Consider the following 26,075-nt stretch of genomic DNA (forward strand, 5'->3'; position numbering starts at 1 on the left):
GGGAGTATCCGTGTCCAATCCGTATCTGTACACCCTGGTCCGCTGGCTGGCGGTCGGCGGGGCCATCATCCTGCTCATGTTCGCGACCTACGGCTTCCTCCGGGCGATGAAGGCGCGGCGCTCCACCGCCATCGGCTATGCCCTCATCCTGCCGTGGCTGCTGGGGCTGGTCATCTGGCAGCTCTTTCCCATCGTGGCCTCGCTCTTTCTCTCCTTCACGGAGTACGACGTGCTCACGCCGCCCCGCTGGGTCGGCCTGCAGAACTACCGGGACATGTTCACCAGGGATCCCCGCTTCTGGCCGTCGGTGCGGCTGACCGTGCTCTACTCGGTGATCAGCGTGCCACTGGGGATGCTGGGGGCCCTGGCCACGGCGACCCTCCTGGCCCGTGAGGTGAGGGGCGTGGGCTTCTGGCGCACGCTCTACTACGTGCCGGCGGTGCTGCCCGCGGCCGCCACCGCCCTGCTCTGGCGCTGGATGTTCGCCAGCCGGGGGCTCATCAACAGCCTGCTGATGCCCGTCTACAACCTGCTGGGCATGGAGCCGCTTTCCTGGTTCTCGGATGAGCGGCTGGTGCTGCCCTCCTTCATCATCATGTCGTTCTGGGGCGTGTTCGGCGCCAACACGGTCATCCTGCTGGCGGTCTTGAAGAACGTGCCGAAGGAGCTGAAGGAGGCGGCCCGGGTGGACGGGGCCAGCTCCTGGACCGTCTTCTGGCGCATCACCGTGCCCATGATCTCGCCGGCCCTGCTCTACGTGATGATCATGGGTATCATCGGCGCCATGCAGAACTTCACCGCGCCGCTCTTCATCAAGACCCCCGGCGGCGCAGGCACGTTCCTGAACGTGTACGTCTACCAGCAGGGCTTCACCCAGTTCAAGATGGGGTACGCCTCGGCGGTGGCCTGGTTCCTGATGCTCCTGATCATGATCCTGACCGCCCTGGTGTGGAAGTGGTCGGACGCCTACGTCTACTACGAGGGCGAGGTGCGCAACCAGTGAGGGGGAGGAGGGAACCGCGGATGAACCACAGGCTGTCCAACCTGCTGAAGGGCTTTCTGACCTACTTCCTGCTGACGCTCGGGGCGGCGGTGATCGTCGTGCCCCTGTTCTGGATGATCTCGACCTCGCTGAAGGGCACCGACGCGCTCTTCGCCTACCCGCCGGAGTGGGTTCCCCGGCCCCCGGTCTGGCGGAACTACATCGACGCGTGGCGCATGCTCCCCTTCGGCCGGTTCCTGCTGAACACGCTCTTCATCACCGTGCTGGCGATGGCCGCCGAGCTGCTCACCACGTCGCTGGTGGCCTACGGCTTCGCCCGCTTCCAGTTCAGGGGGCGCAACGTCCTCTTCTTCATCCTGCTCTGCACGATGATGCTGCCCGGCGTGGTCACCATGATCCCCAGCTTCCTCATCTGGGCGAAGCTGAAGCAGGTCGACACGTTCGTGCCGCTCACCGTGGGCGCCTGGTTCGCCTGGGGCCCGGCTTACATCTTCATGATGCGCCAGTTCTTCCTGACCATCCCGAGGGAGATGGAGGAGGCCGCGGTCATGGACGGGGCCAACGTGGTGCAGATCTACTGGCACATCATGCTGCCCCTCATCCGGCCGGCCCTGCTGGCCATCGGGGTGCTGGCGTTTCAGGGCAACTGGAACAACTTCCAGGGGCCGCTCATCTACCTGAACACGATGGAGAACTTCCCGATGATCCTGGGCCTGAAGTTTTTCGAGCAGTCGCTCTCCAAGGAGGCCCCCATGTGGAACTACATGATGGCCATGTCGGTGCTGATGGCCGTGCCCATCCTGGGCCTCTTCTTCGCCGCTCAGCGGTACTTCATTGAGGGGCTGAACGTGGGCGGGGTGAAGGGGTAGATGTGGAGCCCGGCGGCACCACGCCGCCGGGCTTGCTGGACGCCTACTTGTACTGATCCACCAGTTGCTGCCACACCGCCGGATCCACGGACCAGTCCTGGTTCACGATGCCCTCTTCCCGGTAGCCGGCCACCTTCGCCTCGTACGGCACCGAGTTCGGGTCCTCGTAGATGATCCCCGTCACCAGCTCCTCCGTCTCCATCAGCTTCTTCATCGCCGCGAAGCGGTCGTGCCGGTCGTAGTCCGGGTCCTCATCCAGGTTCACCAGGTTCTGCTTGAAGAAGTCGAACGTGTTCAGCTTGTTGAACGTGACGCAGGGCGAGTAGGTGTTCACCAGGGCGAAGCCCGGGTGCTGGATGGCCCGCTTGATGATCTCCACCAGCTGCTTCTGGTTGGCCGAGAAGCCGTTGGCCACGAAGCCGCAGCCCGAGGCGATCGCCAGCTGCAGCTGGTTCACCGGCTTCTCCACGTTGCCGGCCGGCGTGGAGCGGGTCGAGAAGCCGCTCTCGGAGGTGGGGGAGGTCTGCCCCTTGGTGAGGCCGTAGATCATGTTGTCCATCACGATATAGGTGATGTTCACGTTCCGGCGCAGGGCGTGCATGTAGTGCCCCATGCCGATGGCGAAGCCGTCGCCGTCGCCGCCTGCGGCGATCACCGTCAGCTCCCGGTTGGCCAGCTTCAGCCCCTGGGCCGCCGCCAGCGCCCGGCCGTGCACCACATGCAGGTTGTACGAGTTGATATAGTTGCCGATCTTGCCGGAGCAGCCGATGCCCGAGACCACCGCCGCCTTCTCCGGATCGATCTGCAGTTCGACCAGCGCCTTCTGCAGGGCCGCCAGCACGCCGAAGTCGCCGCAGCCCGGGCACCACCAGGACTTCTCGGAAGTCCGGAAATCCGCCATGGTAACTGCCATGTCGCTTACGCCTCCTTCGCCGCCAGCACGATGGTCGGGTCTTCGGTGGGCCGCACGCCCTGGCCGCCGCCGGTGACCAGGTACCTGGCCTCGCCGGCCAGCACCGCCCGGGCGCCATCGACGATGTCCTTCACGGTGAACAGGTTGCCGTCGTACCGGAGCAGGCTCGCGATCTTCTCCTGGTCGTAGCCGGCGCCCTTCAGCATGAAGGCGAACTGGCCGGTGGCGTTGGACTCCACCACAAGGGCCTTGCCGTCGCCGACGTACTTCGCGATCTCGGGCACGGGCACCGGGTAGATCAGCCGGATCTGCAGCACGCCCACCTTCTTGCCGGTCATCTCCTCGATGATCGGCTGGGCCTCCTTCGCCGCGCCCAGGGTGGTGCCGAAGGCCAGCAGCACCAGGTCGGCGTTCGGGCTGCCGAAGTAGCGCACCGCCTCGGTGTTCACCTTGGTTAGCCGGCGCAGGCGGCGGTTCATCATATAGACGCGGTTGGCGGGGTTCTCGGTGACCTTGCCCATCGGGCCGTGCTCGGCGCCGGTGGCCAGGAACTGGCCGTTCTTCATGCCCGGCAGCGAGCGGGCCGAGACGCCGTTCTCGTTCACCTGCTTGCTGTACCGCTCGAAGACGTCGCGCCCCAGGGCCGCCAGCTCCTCCGGATTGGCGATGGGCCCGCGGTCGACCTTGGGCAGGTTGGCGAGGTCGGCCGCGGCCGGCTCCACCGTCTGCTGGAAGAGCGCCAGGGCCAGGTCAGAGGCGATCAGCACCGGGCAGTGGTAGTTGTCTGCCAGGTTGAAGGCCTCGGCCGTCATGGGGATGCAGCTCCTCCACCGAGCCCGGGGCCAGCACGATGCGCGGGCCCTCGCCGTGGCCGCCGTAGGCCAGGGCGAGCAGGTCGGACTGCTCCTGCTTGGTGGGCATGCCCGTGGAGGGGCCGCCCCGCTGGGTGTCGACCACCACCACCGGCGTCTCGGTCATGGAGGCGAGGCCCAGGGCCTCCTGCATGAGCGAGATGCCGGGGCCCGAGGTCGCGGTCATCGCCCGCGCCCCGCCGAAGCCGGCGCCGACGCAGGCCACGATCGAGGCCAGCTCGTCTTCCATCTGCACCGCGACACCGCCCACCTTCGGGAACGCCTTCACCAGGTTCTCGGCGATCTCGGAGGCGGGCGTGATGGGATAGGAGAACATCAGGCGGCAGCCGCCGGCCAGCGCGCCGAGGGCGGCCGCGTCGTTGCCGGTCATGAGCAGGCGCTCCTGCCCGTCGGGCTGGGCAAGCTGGAGCCGCAGGTCGGGCCAGTGTTCCTCCACGTACTGGTAGCCCTGCTCCATGGCCTTATGGATAAGCGCCACAAACTCCTCGCCCCGGTTGCCCCAGCGGCGCTGGGCATAGGCCTTGAAGCCCTCCAGCGGCAGGCCCAGGAAGGCGGCCGAGGCGCCGAGCACGAGGTTGTTCTTCATGAGGGTGTTGCCCAGAGCCAGGGCCATCTTATTAAAGGGCATGGTCAGCAGCCTGGCGTCGATGCCTTCGGGCAGCTTGGGCTCGAAGGCCTCCTCCGCCAGGATGATGGCACCGGGGTAGACGTTGCGGGCGCAGAGATCGATCGACTCCTGGTCCAGCACGACCAGCAGGTTGACGCCGGCGGCCGGCGCGAGTACGCGCTCCACCGACAGCCGCGTGGTGAAGTCGGTGTGTCCGCCTTTGATGCGGGAGGCAAAGGTCTTGTACGCGTACACGTAGTAACCGGCCCGGCTGGCGACCGTGTTGAACACCTCGGCAGTGGAATCAAGGCCCGAGCCCTGTTCACCGCCGATCTGCCAGCAAACCTCCTTCAGCAACCTGGTCCCCTCCTTAAGTTGCATGCTTCGAGGGCAGGACTCCCGCCTGCCCCTGGTCGATGGTTGCTGTCGAGTGTGGGTCCTTTGCTTCCACTTCCAACTATACGACTTATTCGGGTATGATGAACATGCGTATTTGACATACCGCGAATACCCCCGGTGCATCGGGCGCCGGGTGTTCTGGAGGAGGCCGTGCCTGTGTTGCTACAGCACCTCACTACGTTCTGCCGTGTCGTGGAGACCGGCGGTTTCGCTCGGGCGGGCGCCCTGGTGGGCCTGAGCCAGCCGGCGGTCACCCGCCAGGTCGCCGCCCTGGAGGCCGAGCTGGGCGCTGAGCTGCTGGACCGCTCGGGCCGGCAGATTCACGTGACGCCGGAGGGCCGGCTGGTCTACGAGCGGGCCCGGCGCATCGTCGCGGCGGTGAGCGCGCTGAAGGAGGAGGTGGCAGACCTGGCCCATCCGGACCGGGGGCGCATCAACCTCGGCGCGGTGACGACCGTCGGGCTCCGGCTGCTGCCGCCCATCCTGGCCGCGTTCAAGAAGGAGCACCCCGGGATCCGGGTGCACGTGAAGGCCGGCCGCACGCAGGCGACGATCGAGCTGCTGCTGGAGGGTGAGATCGAGCTGGCGATTCTGCCGACGCCGGTGACGCACTCCCGGCTGCGCTCCGTACCGCTGGTGGAGGACCCGGTGGTGCTGGTCTGTGCCCCCGACCGCCGCCACGAGCTGCCCGATCCGCTGCCCTTGGAGCAGCTGGGCGAGATCGACCTCATCTCGTTTCAGGCCCCGTCGCGCTTCCGCACTTTCGTGGAGGCGATGCTGGAGCAGAGCGGGGTGTACCCCAACGTCACCATGGAGTTCGACTCGCACGAGGCGGTCACCCTCATGGTCGAGGCCGGGTTCGGCTACGCGCTGGTGCCCGCGTCTGCGGTGGAGCGGGAGCTGGCCCTGGGCACCCTGGTGCGGGTGGAGGTCGACCGGATGCCGCACATGGCCCGCATGACCAGCCTCGCCTTCCGGCATCCGAACCCCGGCTGGAACCCGGCCACGGAGCAGCTTTTCCACATGATCGTGGACTTTTTCAAACAGGGCGGATAAGAAGAAGGAATCGGGTGAGTTATGCCTAATTCATAGTACCTAGTCCTAAACCGCCCGGCGGTGGGTGTCGTGGCCAAATCGCCGCCTCCCTGCTGCGAAGGGAAACGTTCTTGCTATAATAGTCGTTGGTCTTAACCCAAGTTGTCATGGGGCCCCATGAAGGAGGCTGGTCCCCCCGTGGTTCAACGGCTGTCCAGTATGCGGCTGATCGTAAGGCTGGAGATTGAGAATACGGGTTCGATTTTCTCGTACATTGCGACTGCAATCGGCGCCAGCGGCGGCGATATCGTGGCGGTGGACCTCATTCAGTCCCGGCGCGACGTGGTGGTGCGCGACATCACCATCCAGGTGGAGAACCGGGCGCACGGCGACCGGATCGTCCAGGCCCTGGCGGCGCTGCCCGGCGTGAAGGTGGTCAACGTCTCAGACCGGGTGTTCCTGGCGCACCTGGGCGGAAAGATCGAGGTGAAGCCCCGGGTTCAGGTGAAGACCCGCGACGACCTCTCGGTGGTCTACACCCCCGGGGTGGCCGACGTCTCCCGGTCCATCGCCGAGGATCCGAACAAGGCCTTCACGCTGACCATCAAGCGGAACACGGTGGCGGTGGTCACCGACGGCACGGCGGTGCTGGGTCTGGGCGACATCGGCCCGGCCGCGGCCCTGCCGGTGATGGAGGGCAAGGCGATGCTGTTCAAGCAGTTCGCCGGCGTCGATGCCTTCCCGATCTGCCTGGACACCAAGGATACCGACGAGATCGTGCGCATTGTGAAGAGCCTGGCCCCGACTTTCGGCGGCATCAACCTGGAGGACATCTCCTCCCCGCGCTGCTTCGAGATCGAGCGGCGGCTGCAGGAGGAGCTGGACATTCCCGTCTTCCACGACGACCAGCACGGCACCGCGGTCGTGGTGCTGGCCGGGCTGATGAACGCGGCCCGGGTCGTCGGCAAGGAGCTGACAGACCTGAAGGTGGTCGTCTGCGGCATCGGCGCCGCGGGCATCGCCATCTCCAAGATGCTGATGGTCGCCGGCATCACCAACATCATCGGCGTGGACCGCGACGGCATCATCGAGCGGGGCAAGTTGTATCCCGACAACGTCATGTGGCAGTGGTACGCCCAGCACACCAACCCCGAGAACCGGAGCGGCACGCTGGAGGACGCCATCACCGGCGCAGACGCCTTCATCGGCGTTTCCGCCCCCGGCGTGCTGACGGTGGAGCATGTGAAGAAGATGGCCCGCGACCCCATCGTCTTCGCCATGGCCAACCCCATCCCCGAGATCGACCCCGACGAGGCGGCCCCGCACGTGGCCGTGCTCGCCACCGGCCGGTCGGACTACCCGAACCAGGTGAACAACCTGCTCTGCTTCCCGGGCATCTTCCGCGGCGCCCTGAACTGCCGGGCGCGGCAGATCAACGACGCGATGAAGCTGGCCGCCGCCCGGGCGATCGCCTCGGTGGTGTCGGACGAGGAGCTGCACGCCGAGTACATCATCCCCTCGGTGTTCAACAAGCGGGTCGTCGAGGCCGTGGCCCAGGCGGTGGAGCAGGCGGCCTACGAGACCGGCGTCGCCCGCCGGGAGCGGCAGCCCCGCCCCGGGGGAGACGACTGAGCGGTGGTTAGTGAATATGTTCGGCGGTCTCGTCCCCGTTGGCGAGGCCGCCTTTTTGACCGCAGACACTGTTGGCGGCAGATCATCACGATGCGTGCCAATTCAGGCAAGCGATGGCCAGCAGGCGCGTCAACACTTACCCACGGGCACACGCCGGATATTCCGTGGCTTCAGCCCAGAGTCCCCTCGGCGGACGCAACTTTACAACCTTTTCCTCCGTCTATGTACTCGGGAGGTGGTCACCGTGCGGCGGCGTATGGCGTGGCGTGCACTGGCGGCCATCGCCCTTCTCATTTTCTGGATCGAGACCGCCCTGGCGTTCTCCTACTTCCCCGCCGTGCCCCAGGGCGCGGTGGGCTGGGCGGCGCCCCGCATCGCGCAGCGGCTGAACCTGGAGCCCGGCGACCGGATCGTGGCGGTGGAGATGTGGCTGGACGGGCGGCCGGTACCGGCCCGGTGGGACGAGTCGGGGCTGGTGTACTACGACCCGCCCGAGCCGCTGGCGCCGGGCCGCCACCACGTGCGCCTGGTCATCCGCGTCGTGCCTGACCGTGAGGGTTACGTCTACGCCCCGGTCACCTCCGAGTTCGACTTCACGGTGGGCCGGGATGCGCTGTCCGCGCTGCCGGCGGCCGGGGCCGAGGAGCAGGCGGCCCGCGCGGCGGTAAACCGCTACCGCACCGCGGCAGGGTTGGCCCCGGTCGAGTTCGACCCGCGCCTGATTGCCGCTGCCGCCCTGCAGGCGAACTACCTGGTGCGCAACCCCGGACAGGTGGAGGTGGATGCGCACCGGCAGGTGCAGACGGCCCCCGGGTACACCGCAGAGACCCCCGGCGGGCGGGCCCGCTACTACGCCTACGACGGCGGCGTCGCCGAGGTGATCAACTTCACCCGGCGGGCGGAGGATGCCGTGGACGGCTGGATGGACACGCTCTACCACCGCATCGCGCTCATCCATCCCGGTATGACCGAGATGGGCTATGCCGTCGCCGGCGGCGGCCCCCTGTCGGCCAACGTGGCGGTGCTGGGCCCCTTCGGCGCCGCGGACCAGGTGGTCCGCTGGCCCGCGCCGGGGGCCACCGACGTGCCGCCGCTGTGGGAGGGGCTGGAGTCCCCCGACCCCCTGGCGCTCTATCCGGGGGTGCAGCGACCCGTGGGCTACCCGATCACCCTGACCTTCGGGAGCCGGCCCGTCTCCCTGCGCCTGCTCGACTGGAGGATGACGGGCCCCGACGGCCCCGTGCAGTTGCTTCCCTACGACCCGGTGCGTGATCCGGAGCTGGAGGACACGGTGGCCGTGATCCCGGCACGGCCGCTGCAGCCAAACGCCCGCTACACCGTGTACCTGGCCGGCGAGATCGACCGGGGAACGGGACCGGAGCGGTTTCAGTACACCTGGTCCTTCCAGACGGCCCCCGAGGCCCGGCCCGTCGTCGCCCGCCGCACGATCGTCTTCCGCCCCGAGGACGGTGGGATCGACAGCATTCGCCTGGAAGGGCACGCCTTCCCCGAGGGCATCCAGGTCTTCCTGGACGGGCTGCCCGTGGAGGGGCTGGTGCGGGAGTCCGCGTCGGTTCTCCGCTTCCGGCTGCCCCTGGGCTACCGGGGCGGCCCGGCCGACCTCCTGCTGGTGACGCCGGGCGGCCTGGAGACCGAGTGGCCGGGCTTCCTGACCGGGGCCGAGCAGGCTCAGCTGCTTCAGGCGGAACCGTTCCGCACCGTGCCGCTGATGGTGCGCGGCATGCCGCGGACCGGGCCGGCCCTGCTTCATCCCGGCGGGGCGGTGCTGGTGCCCGAATCGGCCCTGCTCGCCTGGGGCCTGGAGCCGGAGCGGCTGACATCGGTGGGGCGGACCTGGTGGCGTCTGCCGGAGCCCGCTGCAGGGCAAGGTCAGGAGCAAATGGCGGCAGGGCAGGAGCAGTCGGCTGCGGGGCAGGGGCAGGCCGCGGCAGGGCAGGAGCAGGTTACTGCAGGACAGGAGCAGGCTGCGGTGGGACAGGAGCAGGCTGCGGTGGGACAGGAGCAGTCCGCTGTGGGGTACGAGCAACCCGCGGCCTGGTCCCTGCGGGGCGAGTACAGCCTCGGCCGGGTGAGCGCCAGCGCCGCCGGTGAGGGGCTTCGGCTGGCCCTGCCGGTGCAGGAGCGGCTGGGGGAGGTCTACGTGGACGCTGCCTTCGTCGCGGCGCTGACCGGCGCGGAACTGTGGCAGGTAGGCGGCGCGTTCTATCTGGCCCGGCCGGTGGGGGGGCAGATCGATGTGGACGGCCACTGGGCCGAGGACGCGATCGCCCGGCTCTTGGATGCCGGGGTGCTCGCCGGCTACGGTGACGGCACCTTCCGGCCGGACGCCACACTGTCGCGCGCCGCGTTCGTGAAGATGCTGGTCGCGGGCCTGGGGCTCGACCTCCTGCCCGGAGACGCCGGGGGCTTTGCGGACAGTGCCGGCCACTGGGTGGCTGCGGACGGCTACCTCGGGGCGGCGGCCGCGGCGGGGATCGTCCGGCCTGGGGAGTACCCCGGCGGCCGCTTTGAGCCCGACCGGCCCATCCTGCGGGAGGAGATCGCGGTGCTGCTGGTGCGGGCCCTCGGACGGGAGGCGGACGCCCTGGCCGCTCCCCTGGAGCTGACCGACGGCGCGGCGGAGATCGCCGGCCGGTGGTTCGCCGACGCAGCACATTGGCAGCGGCCCCGGCACGTGGCCGAGGCCGTTCGGGCAGGACTGATTGCGGGCTACCCGGAGCCGGACGGGCGCTATACCTTCCGCCCGGACCGCACCGCCACCCGCGCGGAGGCGGCGGCGATGCTGGTGCGGGCGCTGGGCGACGCCCTCGGGCCGGAGCCCGGCAGCAACAGCGCGGATTAGCCTGGGCCCCGGGCCGGCCGGTACGATCGGCGTCCGGCCTAGCCGGTATGGCCGGACGCGGTGGGGCGCGGGGGGAAGAGAACGGGGGCCAGGGCGTCCCGGATGGCGATGTTGGCCCGCTGGTTGCGGCTGATCGCCCGTCTGTCCCGTGGTCCGGGGAACACCTGGGCGGACGAGAGGCTCCACTCGCCGCCGACGTCGGCCCCGACGATGCGCCGGTGCCGGGCCAGCGCCCCGAGCCAGTCCAGCAGTTCGCTCAGCGCCAGGTCGCCGGCGCCCCAGCTGGTGAAGCCGTCATCCGGCGCCAGCACATCCTTGTCGATGGAGATGTACACATCCGCCGTGGGAATCGCCCGGTCCGCCCACACGGCGAAAGGCTCGGGCGGCCCCGGTTCGGCAGCCCTCAGGATGCGAGGGTGGGGAAGGTAGAGCTGCATCTCCGGCCTTCTGCCTCCCACCCAGACCACGCGCCGGACCCAGGGCAGGGCGAGGGCGTGGCGGACCCAGTTTCCGCAGGTGACGACGCCATTCTGCAGCGGCGCCGCGTCGTGGTGGTGGTCGAAAAGCAGCAGCGTCACCGGCTGGCGCAGTGCCTGGAGCCGGAGCAGGGTGACGTAGTGGTACTCGCCGGCGCCCCAGTAGCACAGGGGGAGGTCCTGGTGCGGATGCAGGGCGGCGGCGATGGCCGAGATCGCCTCCGGCGTGGCATAGGCCTTCTTGCCTTCCACGTGGCGGAGGTCGATCCACTCGTGCGGGGCGGCCAGCAGCGCACGCTGCCAGCTCAGGGTGTCGTCGAGGTTGAGTACGAGGAAAGGTTTGTCCATAGATGATGTCACCCCGACTCCATTGTAGCAGAGTGCGGGCCGGGCGGGGGCCCACCGCGGCGGGAGCCGGGGTGAACGCAATGAAGGCCACTGATGCGCCGGTCACGCTGTCACCGGCGTATCAGCGACCTTCACCTCTTTTCGGTTCAGGCGTCCGCACAGGGCCGCTTCAGCACCACATGTGGCGCAGGAGCACGTCGCAGAACTGCACGAAGGTCAGGTCGTGCTGAATATCCCGCAGGCCCCGCCACAGCGAGGCGTCGTGGCGGTCCTTCGCGTTCTCGCAGAAGCCGGCTACGAAGCGCCGCAGGTCGGCCACCATGGCGGGATCCGGCGTGGCATCTGTAGGTGAAACATGCGTACGCATGTAGTGCCGGACCCTGGCGGCGAGCTCATCATCCTCGTGTTCCAGGGAGATGCCCCAAGCCCTGGCCAGTTCGGTCCAGTCGCGGCCTTGAAACTCGTACATGTGCGCCCTCCTGTTCCTTACAACGCGATTAGGCCTGGCGCGTTCAGAGCCGAGTCGCCCAGAGCGTGTCAGGCCCCGATGGACCAGCCCAATCACGTGGGCGGGTGCTCTTTATAGATGGTGCCGCAGTCTCGACGGAGAGTCAAGATGTCCGCAGGTCACTCCATCAGGTCCGGCCGGCCGAGGATGCGGCCGGCGAGGAGGAAACCGACCAGGGTCATCACGTACGCGTAGACCCCGAGGCCGAGCCAGATGAACGAAAAGGTGGACGGCTCCCGGGCCTTGGACAGCCCTCTGTCCGGCCTTGCCCCCGCTGGTGCCAGGTATCCGTTCTGTTCGTTTTCAGTGTTGCTCGGGTGGCGGCGCCGACCCCACCATGAGACGGCCCCGCTGCCCACAGCGAAGGCGAACGGAGAGGATGGCGCCGCTGCCCACAGCGAAGGCGAACGGAGAGGATGGCGCCGCTGCCCACAGCGAAGGCGAACAGAAGGCATAGCGCCGCTGCCCACAGTGAAGGCGAACAGAGGGGCCAGCGCCGTCACCGTAGCGCACTTGGCCGGGGGCGCAGCCTTGTGCCGTGCGGTTGAGGGTTGGAGGGAACAGGCGACGGTGGCGAAGTGCGGCGGATTGAGACTTGGCGTGCGGGCGAAGTGGAAATTGGCCGTAGTTTGCCGGCCATGCAGCCCTGCGCCCATCAACGAGGTTGCGGAACAGCTGGCGGGCCCGCCCCCCAGGGCCCACCCCCCACTTCCCGCAGTTCACTACCCACTACCCACTACCCACTACCCACTGCCCACTGCCCACTACCCACTGCCCACTACCCACTGCCCACTACCCACTGCCCACTGCCCACTGCCCACCGCTCAGTTCCCACCGCCCACGACCCAGTTCGTCGACTCCCGCACCACCAGCTGGCTCGGCAGCACGATCTGCCGCGGGCCCCGCACGCCCTGCGTCAGCGAGTCCAGCAGCAGCCGGGCGGCGGTGGCGCCCAGGTCGAAGACCGGGATGCGCACGGTGGAGAGCGGCGGGTCCAGCAGGGCCGTCAGCGGGTCGTCGTTGACCCCGATGACGGCCACCCGCCGGGTGAGGCCGCGCTCCTTCAGCGCCATCAGGGCGCCGACGGCCATGGCGTCGTCGGCGCAGAAGACGCCGGTCGGCGGGTCGGGCCGGGACAGCAGTTCCGCCATCGCCCGGTAGCCGCCGTCTTTGGTGAAGTCGCCCTCCACCACGTAGCCGGCGGGAAGATCCAGTTGGAAGCGGTCGACCGCCTGCCGGAAGCCCTGCTCCCGGTCGATGGAGACGGTGAGGTCCGCCGGTCCGTTGATCATGGCGATGCGCCGGTGCCCCCGGCCCACCAGGTGCTCCACGGCCATCTCGCCCACGGCCACGTTGTCGTTGTTGACCCAGCTGACGGCTTGGCCCGGCGCGGCCCGGCCGATCAGCACGAACGGGTACTGCTCGGCCGCCAGTTCCGTCAACAGCTCGTCGTGGGCGCGGGAGGAGGTGAGGATGACGCCGTCCACCCGCCGCTGCTTCAGAAGGCGCATGCAGGCCCCCTGCTCCTCGTCGGGCGCGGCGGTCATGCTCAGCACGAGGTCGTAGCCGTGCCGGCGCAGTTCGGAGCCGATGCCCCGCAGCACCTCGGGGAAGAAGGGGTTGGCGAAGGCCTGCTCCGCCGGCCGGGCGATGATGACGCCGATGGCGTGGGTCTTGCGTCGCACCAGGCTGCGCGCGTTGGCGTTGGGGTAGTAGTTGAGGGCCCTCATCGCCTCACGCACCCGGGCCTGGGTTTCGGGGCTGATGCGGCTGGATCCGGCGATCACCCGCGAGACGGTGGAGGGGGAGACGCCGGCGAGTCGGGCGACGTCCTTGATGTTGGCCACTGCAGCACCTCCTGGCATCGATCTCCCGCGCCCGGATTGCAAACGTTTGCGCTCACCCTTCACTTTCACCACTTGTGCACGGACTCCTGCCTGACAGGCAACGACTTGGCGGGGCGTGCAATTTTTCTGTTTTATTTGCCCCGGCGTGGCAGGAGTGCAGGGGCAGTTGGGCGAATACTCAGTGCACACGATTGCACGCGCTCGGCCCCGGCCGTCTGCCGGAACCGCGGCGTCCTCTTCCGGCCATCTGTGCAAACGATTGCACATCCGCAGATGATGGCCGTCCATATCCCTCAACCGGAGGTGCTCGCTGTGCAGCCACTCGGCCCGCTGCGCCGCCAAGAACACGCCCGCGGCTTCCTGACCCTTCACACCCATGGCGCCCAGCTTCGCCTGCAGTTCCTCACCCCTGAAGTGGTGCGCATCACCCTCCTGCCCGAGGGCGCGCGGCTGCGCCCTTCGGTCGCCGTGCTCCCGCGGGAGCAGACCTCTGTAGCCACCCGGCTTGAGGAGGGGGAGCGCAGCCTGCGCATCTCCACCGCCGCCCTGACTGTGGAGGTGGACCGGGATCCGCTGCGGCTGCGCATCTGCGACCCGGAAGGGCGGCTGCTGGCCGGGGACGCGGCCGGCGGCGGCCTGGCCTGGCGCTCCGGCGCCGTCTCCTGGGAGCAGGAAGCGCCGCCTGGCGCCCGCTACTACGGCTTCGGCCAGAAGCCCGGCTTCCTTGATAAGCGGGGCCGGGCGATGACCCTCTGGGCCACCGACGAGCCGCTGCACACCCCGGACCGCGAGACGCTCTACCAGGCGATCCCGTTCTTCATTGCGGTGCGGGACGGGCGGGCGCACGGCCTCTTCGTGGACAGCACGGCCCGGGTGCGCTACGACATGGCGAAGACCCGGCCCGATGCCTGCCGGATCCTGGTGGATGACGACTACCTGGACGCCTACCTCTTCGCCGGTCCCGCCATCAAGGACGTGCTGGCCCGCTACACGGAACTCACCGGCCGGATGGAGCTGCCGCCGCTCTGGGCCCTGGGCTACCACCAGTGCCGCTACAGCTACTACCCGGAGGCCCGGGTCCGGGAGGTGGCCGCCGAGCTCAGGCGTCGGGAGCTCCCCTGCGACGCCATCTGGCTCGACATCCACTACATGGACGGCTACCGGGTCTTCACCTGGGATCCGGAGCGGTTCCCCGACCCGAAGGGGCTGGTGGCCGACCTCGCCCGGCAGGGCTTCCGCACCGTCACCATTGTCGACCCCGGCGTGAAGGTGGACGGCCGCTACCGGGTGTTCCGGGAGGGCGTGGCGGGGGGCCATTTCATCGGCGTGTCGGAGCGGGAGCTGTGCATCGACCGGGTCTGGCCCGGCGCCTCGGCCTTTCCCGACTTCATGCGGGAGGCCACCCGCCGCTGGTGGGGCGACCTGCACCGGGAGTTCGTGAATGAGATCGGGATCGCCGGCATCTGGAACGACATGAACGAGCCGGCCGCCTTCAACGAGACCAGGACCCTGCCCGCGTCGGCGCTGCAGGGCGAGGACGGCGAGCAGGTGAGCCACTACCAGGTTCACAACGCCTACGGCCTCATGATGGCCCGGGCGACCCACGAGGGGCTCCGGCGCCTCACGCCCGACCGCCGGCCCTTCCTGCTCACCCGGTCCGGCTACGCGGGCATCCAGCGCTATGCGGCGGTCTGGATGGGCGACAACCACAGCTGGTGGGAGCACCTGCTGACCGCGGTGCCGATGCTCCTGGGCATGGGCCTTTCCGGCGTGCCCTTCGTCGGCGTGGACATCGGCGGCTTCCAGGGGGACTGCGACGGCGAGCTCTTCGCCCGCTGGGTCCAGCTCGGGGCCTTCCTGCCCTTCTGCCGGAACCACGCGGCCATCGACACCGCCGACCAGGAGCCCTGGGCGTTCGGCCCCGAGGTGGAGGAGATCGCCCGCCTGTACCTCACGCTCCGCTACCGGTTGCTGCCCTTCCTCTACAACGAGTTCTACAAGTCCAGCCAGACGGGGCTGCCGGTGATGCGGCCGCTCCTTCTGGAGTACCCCGACGATCCCGAGACCGCCAACCTCTCGGACCAGTTCCTGCTGGGCGAGGATCTGATGGTCTGCCCGGTCTACCAGCCGGGGGCGCGGGCGCGGATGGTCTACCTGCCCGCCGGGGAGTGGGTGGACTTCTGGACGGGCGAGCGCATCGCCGGGCCGGCCCGCATCGTGGCCGAGGCCCCGCTGGACCGGATGCCGCTCTATGTGCGGGCCGGGGCGATCATCCCCATGGGGCCCGCCCGGCAGTGGACGGACCAGCCTGTCCCCGCCGAACTGACCCTGCAGGTGTACGCCGGCGCCGGGGGCGCCCTGGACCTCTACGAGGACGCCGGCGAGGGCTACGCCTACCGGGAAGGCGGCTACGCCATCACCCCCGTGCGGGTGGCGGCGCAGCCCGGCGCCGTGACCGTGACCGTCGGGGCCCCGCAGGGGGCCTACCGGCCGGAGCGGGACCGGCTCCTGGTGCGGCTGTTCGCACCGGGCCGGGTGCGGGCCGCCCGGTGCGCCGGCCGGCTGGTGGCGTTCACCCCGGCGGCGGACGGCGCGGTGGAGGTGGCCATCGCCGACCGGCCGCTGGACGGGTGTGAGTTGCACTTCGAGATCGAGTCGTGATTCCCGGGCCCCCGGGCCCCCGGGCCCGATGTGCGGTGAGCAACAGGAAAATCTCACGTGTGGAGGGGTATGCATGCGCTCGAAGAAATGGCGTCTCGGCACCCTGGCTCTGCTGCTGACCCTGGCCCTGGCGGCGTGCGGCTCGTCCAGCCAGTCTCAGCAGCCCCGGAATGAGAGCGGCAACCAGCAGCAGTCGGCCGGATCCGGCGGCACGCCCGTGGAGCTGGTGGTCTGGTCGCACCTAACCACTCCTGAGGTGATGGAGGTCCAGAAGGTTGCCGACGAGTGGGCCGCCCAGACGGGCAACAAGGTGACGGTGCTGGAGGACCAGACCGGCTTCCAGGAATTCGCCGCGGCGGCAACGGCCGGGCAGGGGCCCGACATCATGTACGGGCTGCCCCACGACAATCTCGGCCCGTTCTGGAAGGCCGGCCTGCTGGAGGCCGTGCCTGACGGGGTGATCGACGAGTCCAACTACGAAAAGGTCACCCTCGACGCCGTCTCCTACGAGGGCCAGAAGTACGCGGTGCCCATCTCCTACGAGGCCGTGGCGCTCTTCTACAACAAGGCGCTGGTGGATGAGCCCCCGGCCACGTGGGATGAGTTCCTGGCGCTGGCCCGGGAGAAGGGCTTCATGTACAAGATCAAGGACTTCTACTTCTCCTACGGCTTCATCGCCGGCAGCGGCGGCTACGTTTTCAAGGACCGGGGCGGCGGCGACCTGGATCCCACCGACGTCGGCTTCGCCACCGCGGGCGGCGTCGCAGGCCTGACCCTGCTGAGCGACTTCGTCAACACGTACAACCTGATGCCCAGCGACGTCGACGACAACATGGCCAAGGCCGAGTTCCAGGCCAACCAGATCGCCTTCTACCTCTCGGGCTCCTGGGATGTGAAGGGCTTTGAGGATGCCGGCGTCAGCTTCGGCATCGCGCCGATGCCCACCATGCCCAGCGGCGAGCCCTTCCGGCCCTTCGTCGGCGTGCAGACGGCCTTCGTCAGCGCGGACTCCAGGCACAAGGCCGAGGCCTGGGACCTGATCAAGTACCTGCAGGAGAACGTGCCCGAGAAGCTCCTGGCCGTGGGCAACCGCATCCCGGCCCAGAAGTCGCTCTCCTCGGTGCTCCAGACCAACCCCTACCTGGCCGGTTTCGCCGCGAGCGCCCAGAACGGCCACCCCATGCCGAACATCCCCGAGATGGCCTCGGTCTGGAGCCCCGCCGCCAGCATGATCGAGCTGGTCGTGATGGAGCAGGCCACGCCGGAGCAGGCCGCGCAGCAGGCCGTTGAGGCGATCAACGAGGCCGTGGCGGCCCAGCGCTAGTCCCCGGAGCCGCCCCTGGGGAGGGATCACCGATGGCTGCGCTTCGCCAGCGCCTGGCGCCCTACATCTATTTGTAGCCGGCCCTGATCACCATCCTGATCCTGACGCTCTTCCCGATGCTCTTCACCATCTACCTGGCCTTCACCGACGCCAGCCTCTACACATTCCGCACCGGACCCAGCTTCGTGGGCCTGGCGAACTTCGTCGACATCTTCACCGGCTCGTTCTCCCGGGCGTTCTTCCCGGTGCTCGGGTGGAACATCTCGTACGCGCTCTTCAGCGTGCTGACGCAGTTCGCCTTCGGCCTCTTCCTGGCGGTGCTGCTCAACAACCCCCACATCCGGGAGTCGCACCTGTACCGCGCCCTGCTCATCATCCCCTGGGCGATACCCGGCACGCTGGCGGTGCTGGCCTGGCGGGGGCTGCTCAACACCAGCTCCGGGGCCATCAACGTGGCGCTGGGCGCGCTCTTCGGCCTGGACCCGATTCCCTGGCTCCAGGATCCGCACCTGGCCAGGGTCTCGGTGCTGCTGGTCAACCTGTGGCTGGGCTTTCCCTGGTTCATGACGGTCTGCCTCGGGGCCCTGCAGTCCATCGACGCCGGCCTCTACGAGGCCGCCGAGATCGACGGCGCCACCGTGTGGCAGCAGTTCCGGCACATCACCTTCCCGCTGCTGGCCCGCATGACCGTGCCGCTCATGATCAGCTCCTTCGCCCACAACTTCAACAACTTCGGCACGGCCTTCCTGATGACCGACGGCGGCCCGGTGCGGCTCAGCGCCTTCCAGGCCGGCTACACCGACATCCTGGTCTCGGTGGGCTACAAGCTGACGGTGCAGCAGTACCGGTACGGGCTCTCGGCGGCGCTCTCGCTGGTGCTGTTCGTGATCGTCGCGGTCATCAGCCTCATCAACATGCGGGTCACCGGGGCCTTTGCGGAGGAGGACTGAGGCGATGGCGCGTGAACGGAAGAAGCTCCGCCCCTACGAGCGGTGGCGGCTCTGGCTCTCGCGGGTCGTCATCTGGCTGATCATCGCCCTGGTGTTCTTCCCGCTCTTCTCGGTGGTGGCCTCGTCGTTCCAGAAGGGCGACGCCTTTGCGGTGAGGCGGCTGCTGCCCGACCCGGCCCTGTTCACCCTCGACAACTACCGGGAGCTGTTCGGGGAGAGCCGGTTCCCCATCTGGCTGAAGAACACCCTGCTCATGGGCACCGCCGTGGGGCTGCTCCAGGTGGCGGTCACGGTCACCTCGTCGTACGCCTTCAGCCGGCTGAGGTTCTGGGGGCGGAAAAACGGCATCCGCACCCTCATGATCCTGCAGATGATGCCCTCCATGGTCTCGCTTGCGGCGATCCAGTTCGTGCTGTTCAAGCTGAACCTGGCCAACCTCTGGGGCTTCCTGCTCTCCTCCATGGGGGCCAGCGCATGGTCGATCTGGCTGCTGAAGGGCTACATCGACGGCATCCCCCGCGACCTGGACGAGGCGGCGAAGGTGGACGGCTGCAGCGACTGGCAGGTTTTCCGGCTGATCATCCTGCCGCTCTCGGTGCCCATGCTGACCGTGCTGTTCCTGTTCAGCTTCATGGGCGTCTTCAGCGAGTTTGTCATGTCCAGCGCGCTGCTGAAGAACCCCGACCACTGGCTGATGGCCCAGGGGCTGCGCTCGTTCTCGGCCAACGCCTACTCCACCGCGTGGGGCAAGCTCTCCGCGGCGGTGGTGGTGACGGCCTTCCCGCTGGCCGGGGTCTGGATGCTGGCGCAGAACCTGGTGCAGTCGGGCCTCACCCGCGGCGCGGTGAAGGGCTAGAGGAGCGGAGGGAGGGATCGCCATTCAGCGCGCAGCACTGCAGCACCGCGCGACCCAGCCGTTCGCCTGCCCCGTGGGTGACGGCCACCTGTGGGTGATGCTGAAGGCCGCCGACGGCGACCTGGCGGCGGCAACCTGCGTCTACGGGGACCGGTATGCCTGGCCGCCTGCGGAGGACGCGGCCCTGCCCATGGCGCGGCTGGGCGGCGACGGCGTGCACGAGTACTGGGGCGTGACGCTGCCGGCCCCCGAGCGGCGGGTGCGCTACCGCTTCCGGCTGGAGGCCCGGGATGGCGAGGTGGTCTGGCTGGCCGAGTCGGGTCTGCACGACGCCCGTCCGGATGAGGGCTGCTTTGAGTACGCCTACATCCACCGGGCGGACCGCTTCCGGCAGCCCGGTTGGGTGAGCGGCGCGGTCTTCTATCAGATCTTCCCGGACCGCTTCTGCAACGGCGACCCGGCCAACGACCCGCCGGGCACCGGCCCGTGGGGCGAGCGGCCCACGCCCACTTCCACGGCCGGCGGCGACCTGGTGGGCATCCGCAAGCGCCTGGACTACCTGGCCGACCTGGGGGTCAGCTGCATCTACACCACCCCGCTCTTCCGGTCGCCCTCCAACCACAAGTACGACACGGCCGATTACTACCAGGTCGACCCGGCCTTCGGCACCAACGCGGACCTGGCTGAGCTGGTGACCGAGGCCCACCGGTGCGGGATCCGCTTCCTGCTGGACGCCGTCTTCAACCACAGCGGCGCCGACTGGCCGCCGTTCCGGGACGTGGTCGCCCGGGGAGCCGACTCCCCCTACCGGGACTGGTTCTACGACCTGCGGGGCTTCCCGGTGGACCCGGCGGCGTGCAACTACGAGACCTTCTCCCGGGGCGTGGCGACGATGCCCAAGCTGGACACGGGCCATCCCGACCTGGCCGCCTACCTGCTGGATGTGGCCGAGCACTGGCTGCGGGCGGCCGACGTGGACGGCTGGCGGCTGGACGTGGCCAACGAGGTGGACCACCGCTTCTGGCGAGCCTTTCGGGACCGGGTGAAGCGGGTGAAGCCCGACGCGTTCATCCTGGGCGAGGTCTGGCACGACGGTCTGGACTGGCTGCGGGGCGACCAGTTCGATTCGGTAATGGACTACCCCTGGCGGGACGCGACTCTGGCCTGGCTGACGGGGCGGGTGGACGCCCGGGGCTACGACCGCTGGCTCACCCGCCTGCGCTTCCGCTACAGCGCCGAGGCCAACCGGGGGCTCGTGCGCATGCTCTCGACCCACGACACCCCGCGGGTGCGGACGGTGGTGGGATCCCGGGAGCGGGCGGCGCTGGGCGCGGTGCTGCTGCTCACCGCCGAGGGCGTGCCGATGATCTACTACGGCGACGAGGTCGGCCTGGAGGGGGGACCCGACCCCGACTGCCGCCGATGCTATCCCTGGAACGACGAGGAGCCCCGTGACCTGGGGCTGCTCAGCCTCTACCGGCGGCTTGGGCGCATCCGCCGGGCCTTCCCCTGGCTGAACGACGGGGCCTGGGAGACGGTGCGGGCGGAGGGCGACATCCTGGCCTACCGCCGGTTGCCCGTGCCGCTGCATGTGCGGCGCGGCGCCCATCCCGAGGGCCCGGCCCGATCCAGCCCCTCCGCTGAAGAGGCGGGGCTGCTGGTGGTGCTCAACCGCGGGGCCGGGCCGGCACGGGTGACGCTGCCGCCTGCCCCGGAGCCCGCCGGCGTCTGGGTCGACCTGCTGGCGGGCGAGATGCTGGCCGGCGAGATGCAGGCGGGCGAGGTGCAGGCTGGCGAGATGCCGGCGGACCAGTCTGCCTCCGATCGGGGCACGGGGTCGCGGCCCGGACAGGGCAGGACCCTTCTCTTACCAGCCTGCGGTGCGGCCATCCTCGCGCCCGCGCGCCTGGCGGAGGAGGTGGGGGTATGACCCGGCGCCTCCGCATCCGCGCCCGCGTGCCGGCTGCCCTGCTGGTCGCGGCGCTGTGGGTTGCTGCGGGCGGCACGGCCTTTTCAGCAGACCGCACGTGGCAGGACGAAACCATCTACTTCATCATGATCGACCGGTTCCACAACGGCGACCCCAGCAACGACGGCCCGACCGACAGGAACAACCCCCGGGCCTGGCACGGGGGCGACATTCAGGGCATCATCGACAAACTGGACTACATCCAGTCCCTGGGCTTCAGCGCCATCTGGATCACCCCGCACGTGAAGAACGCGGGCAGCGACTACCACGGCTACGGCGCCGTAGACTTCTACCAGACCGACCCCCACTTCGGCACCAATGAGACGGTGCGGCGGCTGGTGGAGGAGGCCCACCAGCGGGGGATGAAGGTCATCTTCGACATCGTGGTCAACCACACGGGGCCTTCCAGCCCGCTGCTGGCCGAGCACCCGGACTGGTTCCACCCGCGGCGGCCCATCGTGAACTGGAGCGACGAGACGGAGGTTCAGGAGGGCTGGCTCTTCGACCTGCCCGACTTCGACCAGTCCAACCCCGCGGTGCGGGAATATATCCTTGACTACTCCCGGTTCTGGATCGAGACCACCGGTGTGGACGGCTTCCGCCTGGACACGGTGAAGCACGTGCCCCGGGAGTTCTTCACATGGTACAACGCCGAGCTGCAGAAGGTGAAGCCGGGCTTCTGGCTGATCGGCGAGGTCTGGGAGAACGCCGCCTGGCGGCTCGCCGCCTATCAGGAGGCGGGGGTGACCGCCGTGCTGGACTTCCCCACCAACGCCGCCGCACGGTCCGCCATCGCCCGGGGCGGCTCCATGCGGCAGCTCGCGAACCAGGTGCGGGCGGTGGGGGCCACGATGCCCGATCCGTATCAGATGGGCGGCTTCATCGACAACCACGACATGGCCCGCTTCGTCACCGAGGCCAGGGACCGGCCCATCGAGCGGCTCAAGCTGGGGCTCGTCTTCCTGTTCACCCAGCGGGCGATTCCCATCGTCTACTACGGCACCGAGATCGGGATGGCCGGTGGGAACGACCCCTACAACCGGAACGACTTCCCCTGGGGTGCGGAGGAGAATCCCGACGTGCTCACGCTGGTGCGCCAACTGAATGCCATCCGCCGGGCCCACCCGGCCCTGCGCAGGGGCTCTGTGGAAGAGTTGCTGGCCACGGATGCGCAGTACGCCTACGGAAGGGTGGCGGAGGGCGACCGGGTGGTGGTGGTGCTGAGCAACGCGACCGAACCCGTCGCCGGCCTGGCGGTGGACGTGACGCCGCTCGGGCTTCCCGACGGCGCCCGCCTGCGGGATGCGCTGTCGGGCCGGGAGGTGCGGGTGGCCGGCGGCCAGATCGTGCTGGACCTGGAGCCGCTCTCGGGGGTGATTCTCGCCGTGGGGCCCGCGGACCGGGGGCACGGCCTGCTCTACGGCGCCCTGGGAGGGCTGGCGGCGCTGACGGCCGGTGTCTTCCTGCTGCGTCGGCTGCCGGGCCGGTCTGGGGTGCGGTAGCCGGGGATGAGCGCGAAAGAAGCAGGGCGGTGCCTGACGGGGCACCGCCCTGAACTACTTCTTTTCTGCGCCGTGTCCGCGGCGCCGCGCAGCCGGATGCGGGGGCCACGCGGGGCTGGCGAGCGCGCAGAATGTGCGGCGAGGCGTGGCCGGTTGGTGTACATCCTGCGCGGAACCTGGTGTATGACCGGGCAGATTCGGGGGCTGCGGTCCGGCGCGGCCCTTGCGGGGGAGTCGGCCGAAGGCGCGACAAGGCCGTGAGGAGGCAGAATGTGCAGATACCCCGGAGCGACGGGTGCACATTTTGCCCGGAAGTGGTCGGGTAACCGGCTGAATGGGGGCAGTTGCCCGGCGCGGCCCTTGCGGGGGAGTCGGTCGAAGGCGCGACAAGGCCGTGAGGAGGCAGAATGTGCAGATAGCCCGGAGCGACGGGTGCACATTTTGCCCGGAAGTGGTCGGATAACCGGCTTAATGGGGGCAGTTGCCCGGCGCGGCCCTTGCGGGGGAGTCGGCGGAAGGCGCGACAAGGCCGTGAGGAGGCATAATGTGCAGATAGCCTGGAGAGCCGGGTGCACATTTTGCCCGGAAGTGGTCGGGAGACCGGCTGAACGGGGGGCAGTGACCCGGCGCGGGCCTTGCGGGGGAGTCGGCGGAAGGCGCGAGAAGGCCGTGAGGAGGCAGAATGTGCAGATAGACTGGAGCGCCGGGTACACATTTTGCCCCGAACGGGCCCGGACAGCAGATGAGCATGACGCCGTACGGCCTCCGTGGCGGCTGGGTTGGAAGCCCCAACCACAGCGCCCCTCAGAACTGGTGATAGTAGCCGAAGGCGCAGTCAGGCACGCCGAGCCTGGCGGCGGCGTAGCGGATGATCTCGGGCGTGAAGTAGTAGAGCCGCATGGCGGTGATCCTGTCCCCCTGCGTCTCCAGCGTGACCAGCTGACCCAGGGCCCTCCCGTGCGCATCGGTGCGGAAGTAGACGTAGACGACCGGCCGCCCGTCCAGTTCGCCGTACTCGGCCCACTGGGGCAGCGGATCCTTCGCCCAATCCTCCAGGGAGTACTTCCGGATGGTCTCCTTCCCGTACTCCACCCCGCACTCGACGATGTCGCAGGTGGCGCCGTCGGTCAGCAGGGCGGCGATGGCGTCGGGATCCCGCCGGTTGAACGCATCGAGGTAGGCGGCTACGACGGCACTGGGGGGTACAACCCGGGCCCTCGGCGGCGCAGGTTCCGCCGGCGCCGATTCCACCGATGCAGTGCACCCCGAAGCCGTCCGCGCCGATGCAGGCTCATGGGATCCACGTTCCCCGGAGGCCGCCTCCTTCAGCCCTGCGCGTGCACGGTGCAGCGCCGCCTTCACGGCTCCCTCGGTCGTGTGCAGCATGGCCGCCCATGTGCCAATGACATCGGGCTCCTCAGCCGCCGGCGCCCGGCTCTCGTCCAGTTCCACCGTCTCGATCCTGCGCCGGCGCAACCCGTCGATCCAGGTGTTGGACGCGATGCGGAACAGGTAGGGGCGCGCGTCCAGCGGCTCCCACCCGGTGAGCCGGGCGAAGGCCTTCATCAGCGTCTCCTGCACCAAGTCAGCGGCGTCCCAGGCCGATCCGGTCAGGCGCAGGCAGTAGCGCCACAGGTCGGCCCGGTGCGGCTCGATCAGGCGGAGAAAGGCCCTGCGCGCGTCCTCCACCGGGCGCCCCAGAGCCTGCAGCGTGTCAACAGTTTCCATGCTCGAATCCCTCCCGTCTTGTGCGGTCATCAGGTACCACGCACAACCGGGACGAAAAGATACGCCGGTCCCTACTCCTGCGCTACGTCGGCGAAGGCGCCACCGGTGGCCCGGGGCAGGTCGTCGACCCGGAGCCGCAGCAGGGCCTCGGGCACGCCGCCGCCCGCCCAGATGTCCGGGAAGCGCTTCAGGCTCTCGTCCAGCAGCACCGTGGCGGGCTTCAGCAGACCGACCGGAGCCACGCCCCCCGCCACGAAGCCCGTCACCGCCAGCACCTCATCCGGGCCGGCGAGGGTGACCTTGCCCCGGTCCAGCAGGGCCTTCACCTTCTTGCGGTCGACCCGCCGGTCGCCCGCGGCCACCACCAGCACCGGCTCTCCGCCGGCGAACATCAGGATGGACTTGGCGATGCGGCCCAGTTCCACCCCAAGCGTATCCGCGGCCGCCTGGGCGGTCGTCAGAAGGTCAGTGAAGGTCCGGATCTCGCCTTCCACACCGGCGGCCGCCAGTGCGGCCCGGACCCGCCTGATCGGTTCTGGTTCCATCGGCAGACGCTGCGTCAACGTTCACCCTCCCATCAGGTGCACGGGCCATCCCTTCACGGGGTCCAGTACGACCAAATATTCTATGTGCTTCAACACATCTTTCCCTACTCCTTCGTGGCGGATGCCCACGACGGCCACATGTATTGACATTCTTTGACCTTTACCGCACAATAAAAGGGAAGGACGGTGATGGCGCGATGCTCACGGTGCGCACGACGCTTTCGCTGGTCGCGCTGTTAGGGCTCGCCGCCCTGGTGGGGCTGACCTCGGTGGGGCCCCTGGGCGCGGGGGTGGTGATCGCGGCCTCGCTCCTGACCAGCACCGCGGCCTATCGCGGCCGGGCGCGGGCCTCCCTGCGGCAGATGGGGGGGCGCCCGATCCAGTGGTTCGAAGCCCCTGACCTGTACGAACTGGTTGACGCGCTTGCCCGGCGGGCCGGACTGCCGACGCCGCGCCTCTACCTCCTGCCGGGAGAGATGGTGAACGCCGTCGCGGTGGCCACCGCCAGCAGCAGCGCGATCGGCCTCACGCGGCCGCTCCTGCGATACATGCCGCCGGATGAGGTGGCGGCCATCATCGCGCATGAGCTCTCGCACATCCGGCACGGCGACCTGCCGCTGAACATGGTGGCGGCCGGCCTGGCCGGCGCGGCGGCGGTAATGGCCGAACTGGGCCGCTTCGGCGTGATCTTCGCCTGGCTCCTCGGCGCCCCGGTGGGGCTGGGGGAGCTGACCGCCGCGCTGATGGTCGCCGCGGGTGTGCCGGCGGTGGCGCTGGCCCTGCGGATGGGCATCTCCCGGGAGCGGGAGTACCTGGCCGACGCCGGCGCAGCCGCTCTGGTGGGTTCGCCGCGCCTGATGGCCCGGGCCCTCCAGCGCCTGGAGCGGCTCAACCAGCCGACCTGGTGGCAGCGGCTCCTGGGCTACCCGGCGCCGGTTGAGCCCACGGGCTGGGCCGCGCTGATCAGCAGCCACCCGCCGACCCGCCTGCGGATCGCCCGGCTGCTGGCGATGCGCACCCCCCGCCCTAACCTGGCGTACTTCGGATGAGCGACGGCGACACGGACCGCCCTAAACTGGCGTACCTCGGATGAGCGACGGCGACACGGACCGCCCTGCCCGGCGCAGGGCGGTCGGCGCGTGTGGGGGCGTGCGCAGAGGAAGTCTGT

The 26,075-nt window shown here is 69.1% G+C and carries 21 protein-coding genes; 12 read left to right on the forward strand and 9 right to left on the reverse strand.

Features of this window, described 5'->3' with window-relative positions; translation table 11 throughout:
- The first annotated feature begins 10 nt into the window (after nt 1–10).
- The gene (locus ACZ45O_RS02765) at nt 11–1,003 is read left to right on the forward strand and encodes a carbohydrate ABC transporter permease (RefSeq protein ID WP_464855434.1); all 993 of its coding nucleotides are present in this window, start codon (nt 11–13) and stop codon (nt 1,001–1,003) included.
- 20 nt (nt 1,004–1,023) lie between these two features.
- The gene (locus ACZ45O_RS02770) at nt 1,024–1,872 is read left to right on the forward strand and encodes a carbohydrate ABC transporter permease (protein WP_464855435.1); all 849 of its coding nucleotides are present in this window, start codon (nt 1,024–1,026) and stop codon (nt 1,870–1,872) included.
- Nucleotides 1,873–1,915: 43 nt separating this feature from the next.
- On the opposite strand, the gene ACZ45O_RS02775 is transcribed toward ACZ45O_RS02770, so the two are convergent.
- The 3 genes from ACZ45O_RS02775 to ACZ45O_RS02785 are packed head-to-tail and all read right to left on the reverse strand — an operon-like array spanning nt 1,916 to nt 4,621.
- The gene (locus ACZ45O_RS02775) at nt 1,916–2,785 is read right to left on the reverse strand and encodes a 2-oxoacid:ferredoxin oxidoreductase subunit beta (RefSeq protein WP_464855436.1); all 870 of its coding nucleotides are present in this window, start codon (nt 2,783–2,785) and stop codon (nt 1,916–1,918) included.
- 5 nt (nt 2,786–2,790) lie between these two features.
- Complete coding sequence (locus ACZ45O_RS02780; protein WP_464855437.1) at nt 2,791–3,597, reverse strand: hypothetical protein; 807 nt, start codon at nt 3,595–3,597, stop codon at nt 2,791–2,793.
- Entirely contained in the window at nt 3,536–4,621 is a 1,086-nt protein-coding gene (locus tag ACZ45O_RS02785; RefSeq protein ID WP_464855438.1) for a 2-oxoacid:acceptor oxidoreductase family protein, read from the reverse strand. Before ACZ45O_RS02785 ends, ACZ45O_RS02780 begins: the two co-directional genes overlap by 62 nt.
- A gap of 198 nt (nt 4,622–4,819) precedes the next feature.
- On the opposite strand from ACZ45O_RS02785, the gene ACZ45O_RS02790 reads away from it, so the two are divergent.
- The 3 genes from ACZ45O_RS02790 to ACZ45O_RS02800 all read left to right on the forward strand — a co-directional run bounded on the left by ACZ45O_RS02790 (nt 4,820) and on the right by ACZ45O_RS02800 (nt 10,193).
- A complete protein-coding gene (locus ACZ45O_RS02790; RefSeq protein ID WP_464855439.1) occupies nt 4,820–5,719 on the forward strand; it encodes a LysR family transcriptional regulator in 900 nt (299 codons plus the stop codon).
- 177 nt (nt 5,720–5,896) lie between these two features.
- Nucleotides 5,897–7,330, forward strand: a complete 1,434-nt coding sequence (locus ACZ45O_RS02795; protein ID WP_464855440.1) for a malic enzyme-like NAD(P)-binding protein — start codon at nt 5,897–5,899, stop codon at nt 7,328–7,330.
- A 244-nt stretch (nt 7,331–7,574) separates the two neighbouring features.
- Nucleotides 7,575–10,193: a CAP and S-layer homology domain-containing protein gene (locus tag ACZ45O_RS02800; protein WP_464855441.1), complete on the forward strand. Its 2,619-nt coding sequence runs from the start codon at nt 7,575–7,577 to the stop codon at nt 10,191–10,193.
- A 38-nt stretch (nt 10,194–10,231) separates the two neighbouring features.
- On the opposite strand, the gene ACZ45O_RS02805 is transcribed toward ACZ45O_RS02800, so the two are convergent.
- The 4 genes from ACZ45O_RS02805 to ACZ45O_RS02820 form a co-directional block, all read right to left on the reverse strand.
- A complete protein-coding gene (locus tag ACZ45O_RS02805; protein WP_464855442.1) occupies nt 10,232–11,017 on the reverse strand; it encodes a hypothetical protein in 786 nt (261 codons plus the stop codon).
- Between the two features lie 169 nt (nt 11,018–11,186).
- The gene (locus ACZ45O_RS02810; RefSeq protein WP_464855443.1) at nt 11,187–11,486 is read right to left on the reverse strand and encodes a hypothetical protein; all 300 of its coding nucleotides are present in this window, start codon (nt 11,484–11,486) and stop codon (nt 11,187–11,189) included.
- 158 nt (nt 11,487–11,644) lie between these two features.
- Nucleotides 11,645–11,884: a hypothetical protein gene (locus ACZ45O_RS02815; protein WP_464855444.1), complete on the reverse strand. Its 240-nt coding sequence runs from the start codon at nt 11,882–11,884 to the stop codon at nt 11,645–11,647.
- Nucleotides 11,885–12,349: 465 nt separating this feature from the next.
- A complete protein-coding gene (locus ACZ45O_RS02820; protein WP_464855445.1) occupies nt 12,350–13,372 on the reverse strand; it encodes a LacI family DNA-binding transcriptional regulator in 1,023 nt (340 codons plus the stop codon).
- A gap of 312 nt (nt 13,373–13,684) precedes the next feature.
- On the opposite strand from ACZ45O_RS02820, the gene ACZ45O_RS02825 reads away from it, so the two are divergent.
- From ACZ45O_RS02825 to ACZ45O_RS02850, 6 genes are all read left to right on the forward strand, one after another.
- Nucleotides 13,685–16,033 (forward strand): glycoside hydrolase family 31 protein, encoded by a 2,349-nt coding sequence (locus ACZ45O_RS02825; RefSeq protein WP_464855446.1) that lies wholly within the window; start codon nt 13,685–13,687, stop codon nt 16,031–16,033.
- A 73-nt stretch (nt 16,034–16,106) separates the two neighbouring features.
- Nucleotides 16,107–17,357, forward strand: coding sequence for a sugar ABC transporter substrate-binding protein (locus ACZ45O_RS02830; protein ID WP_464855447.1), 1,251 nt, complete (start codon nt 16,107–16,109; stop codon nt 17,355–17,357).
- Between the two features lie 116 nt (nt 17,358–17,473).
- Entirely contained in the window at nt 17,474–18,307 is an 834-nt protein-coding gene (locus ACZ45O_RS02835; RefSeq protein ID WP_464855448.1) for a carbohydrate ABC transporter permease, read from the forward strand.
- 4 nt (nt 18,308–18,311) lie between these two features.
- Nucleotides 18,312–19,163, forward strand: a complete 852-nt coding sequence (locus ACZ45O_RS02840) for a sugar ABC transporter permease (protein ID WP_464855449.1) — start codon at nt 18,312–18,314, stop codon at nt 19,161–19,163.
- Between the two features lie 37 nt (nt 19,164–19,200).
- The gene (locus ACZ45O_RS02845; protein WP_464857634.1) at nt 19,201–21,093 is read left to right on the forward strand and encodes a glycoside hydrolase family 13 protein; all 1,893 of its coding nucleotides are present in this window, start codon (nt 19,201–19,203) and stop codon (nt 21,091–21,093) included.
- The gene (locus tag ACZ45O_RS02850) at nt 21,090–22,634 is read left to right on the forward strand and encodes an alpha-amylase family glycosyl hydrolase (protein WP_464855450.1); all 1,545 of its coding nucleotides are present in this window, start codon (nt 21,090–21,092) and stop codon (nt 22,632–22,634) included. Before ACZ45O_RS02845 ends, ACZ45O_RS02850 begins: the two co-directional genes overlap by 4 nt.
- Nucleotides 22,635–23,438: 804 nt before the next feature.
- On the opposite strand, the gene ACZ45O_RS02855 is transcribed toward ACZ45O_RS02850, so the two are convergent.
- Nucleotides 23,439–24,362 carry a sigma factor gene (locus tag ACZ45O_RS02855; protein ID WP_464855451.1) on the reverse strand — a complete coding sequence of 308 codons (924 nt, stop codon included), beginning with the start codon at nt 24,360–24,362 and terminating at the stop codon, nt 23,439–23,441.
- A gap of 71 nt (nt 24,363–24,433) precedes the next feature.
- Nucleotides 24,434–24,925, reverse strand: coding sequence for a YbaK/EbsC family protein (locus ACZ45O_RS02860; protein ID WP_464855452.1), 492 nt, complete (start codon nt 24,923–24,925; stop codon nt 24,434–24,436).
- 179 nt (nt 24,926–25,104) lie between these two features.
- Here ACZ45O_RS02860 and ACZ45O_RS02865 point away from each other — a divergent pair, with 179 nt between their 5' ends.
- The gene (locus ACZ45O_RS02865; RefSeq protein WP_464855453.1) at nt 25,105–25,956 is read left to right on the forward strand and encodes a M48 family metallopeptidase; all 852 of its coding nucleotides are present in this window, start codon (nt 25,105–25,107) and stop codon (nt 25,954–25,956) included.
- Nucleotides 25,957–26,075: the final 119 nt, after the last annotated feature.

Source organism: Symbiobacterium turbinis (assembly GCF_055383075.1).

Excerpts from the sequence above, each read along its gene's own strand:
- ACZ45O_RS02805 (WP_464855442.1), bottom strand. The coding sequence starts at position 11,017 with ATGGACAAACCTTTCCTCGTACTCAACCTCGACGACACCCTGAGCTGG.
- ACZ45O_RS02780 (WP_464855437.1), bottom strand. The coding sequence starts at position 3,597 with ATGACGGCCGAGGCCTTCAACCTGGCAGACAACTACCACTGCCCGGTG.
- ACZ45O_RS02835 (WP_464855448.1), top strand. The coding sequence starts at position 17,474 with ATGCTCTTCACCATCTACCTGGCCTTCACCGACGCCAGCCTCTACACA.
- ACZ45O_RS02775 (WP_464855436.1), bottom strand. The coding sequence starts at position 2,785 with ATGGCAGTTACCATGGCGGATTTCCGGACTTCCGAGAAGTCCTGGTGG.
- ACZ45O_RS02770 (WP_464855435.1), top strand. The coding sequence starts at position 1,024 with ATGAACCACAGGCTGTCCAACCTGCTGAAGGGCTTTCTGACCTACTTC.
- ACZ45O_RS02810 (WP_464855443.1), bottom strand. The coding sequence starts at position 11,486 with ATGTACGAGTTTCAAGGCCGCGACTGGACCGAACTGGCCAGGGCTTGG.
- ACZ45O_RS02850 (WP_464855450.1), top strand. The coding sequence starts at position 21,090 with ATGACCCGGCGCCTCCGCATCCGCGCCCGCGTGCCGGCTGCCCTGCTG.
- ACZ45O_RS02830 (WP_464855447.1), top strand. The coding sequence starts at position 16,107 with ATGCGCTCGAAGAAATGGCGTCTCGGCACCCTGGCTCTGCTGCTGACC.
- ACZ45O_RS02855 (WP_464855451.1), bottom strand. The coding sequence starts at position 24,362 with ATGGAAACTGTTGACACGCTGCAGGCTCTGGGGCGCCCGGTGGAGGAC.
- ACZ45O_RS02865 (WP_464855453.1), top strand. The coding sequence starts at position 25,105 with ATGCTCACGGTGCGCACGACGCTTTCGCTGGTCGCGCTGTTAGGGCTC.
- ACZ45O_RS02840 (WP_464855449.1), top strand. The coding sequence starts at position 18,312 with ATGGCGCGTGAACGGAAGAAGCTCCGCCCCTACGAGCGGTGGCGGCTC.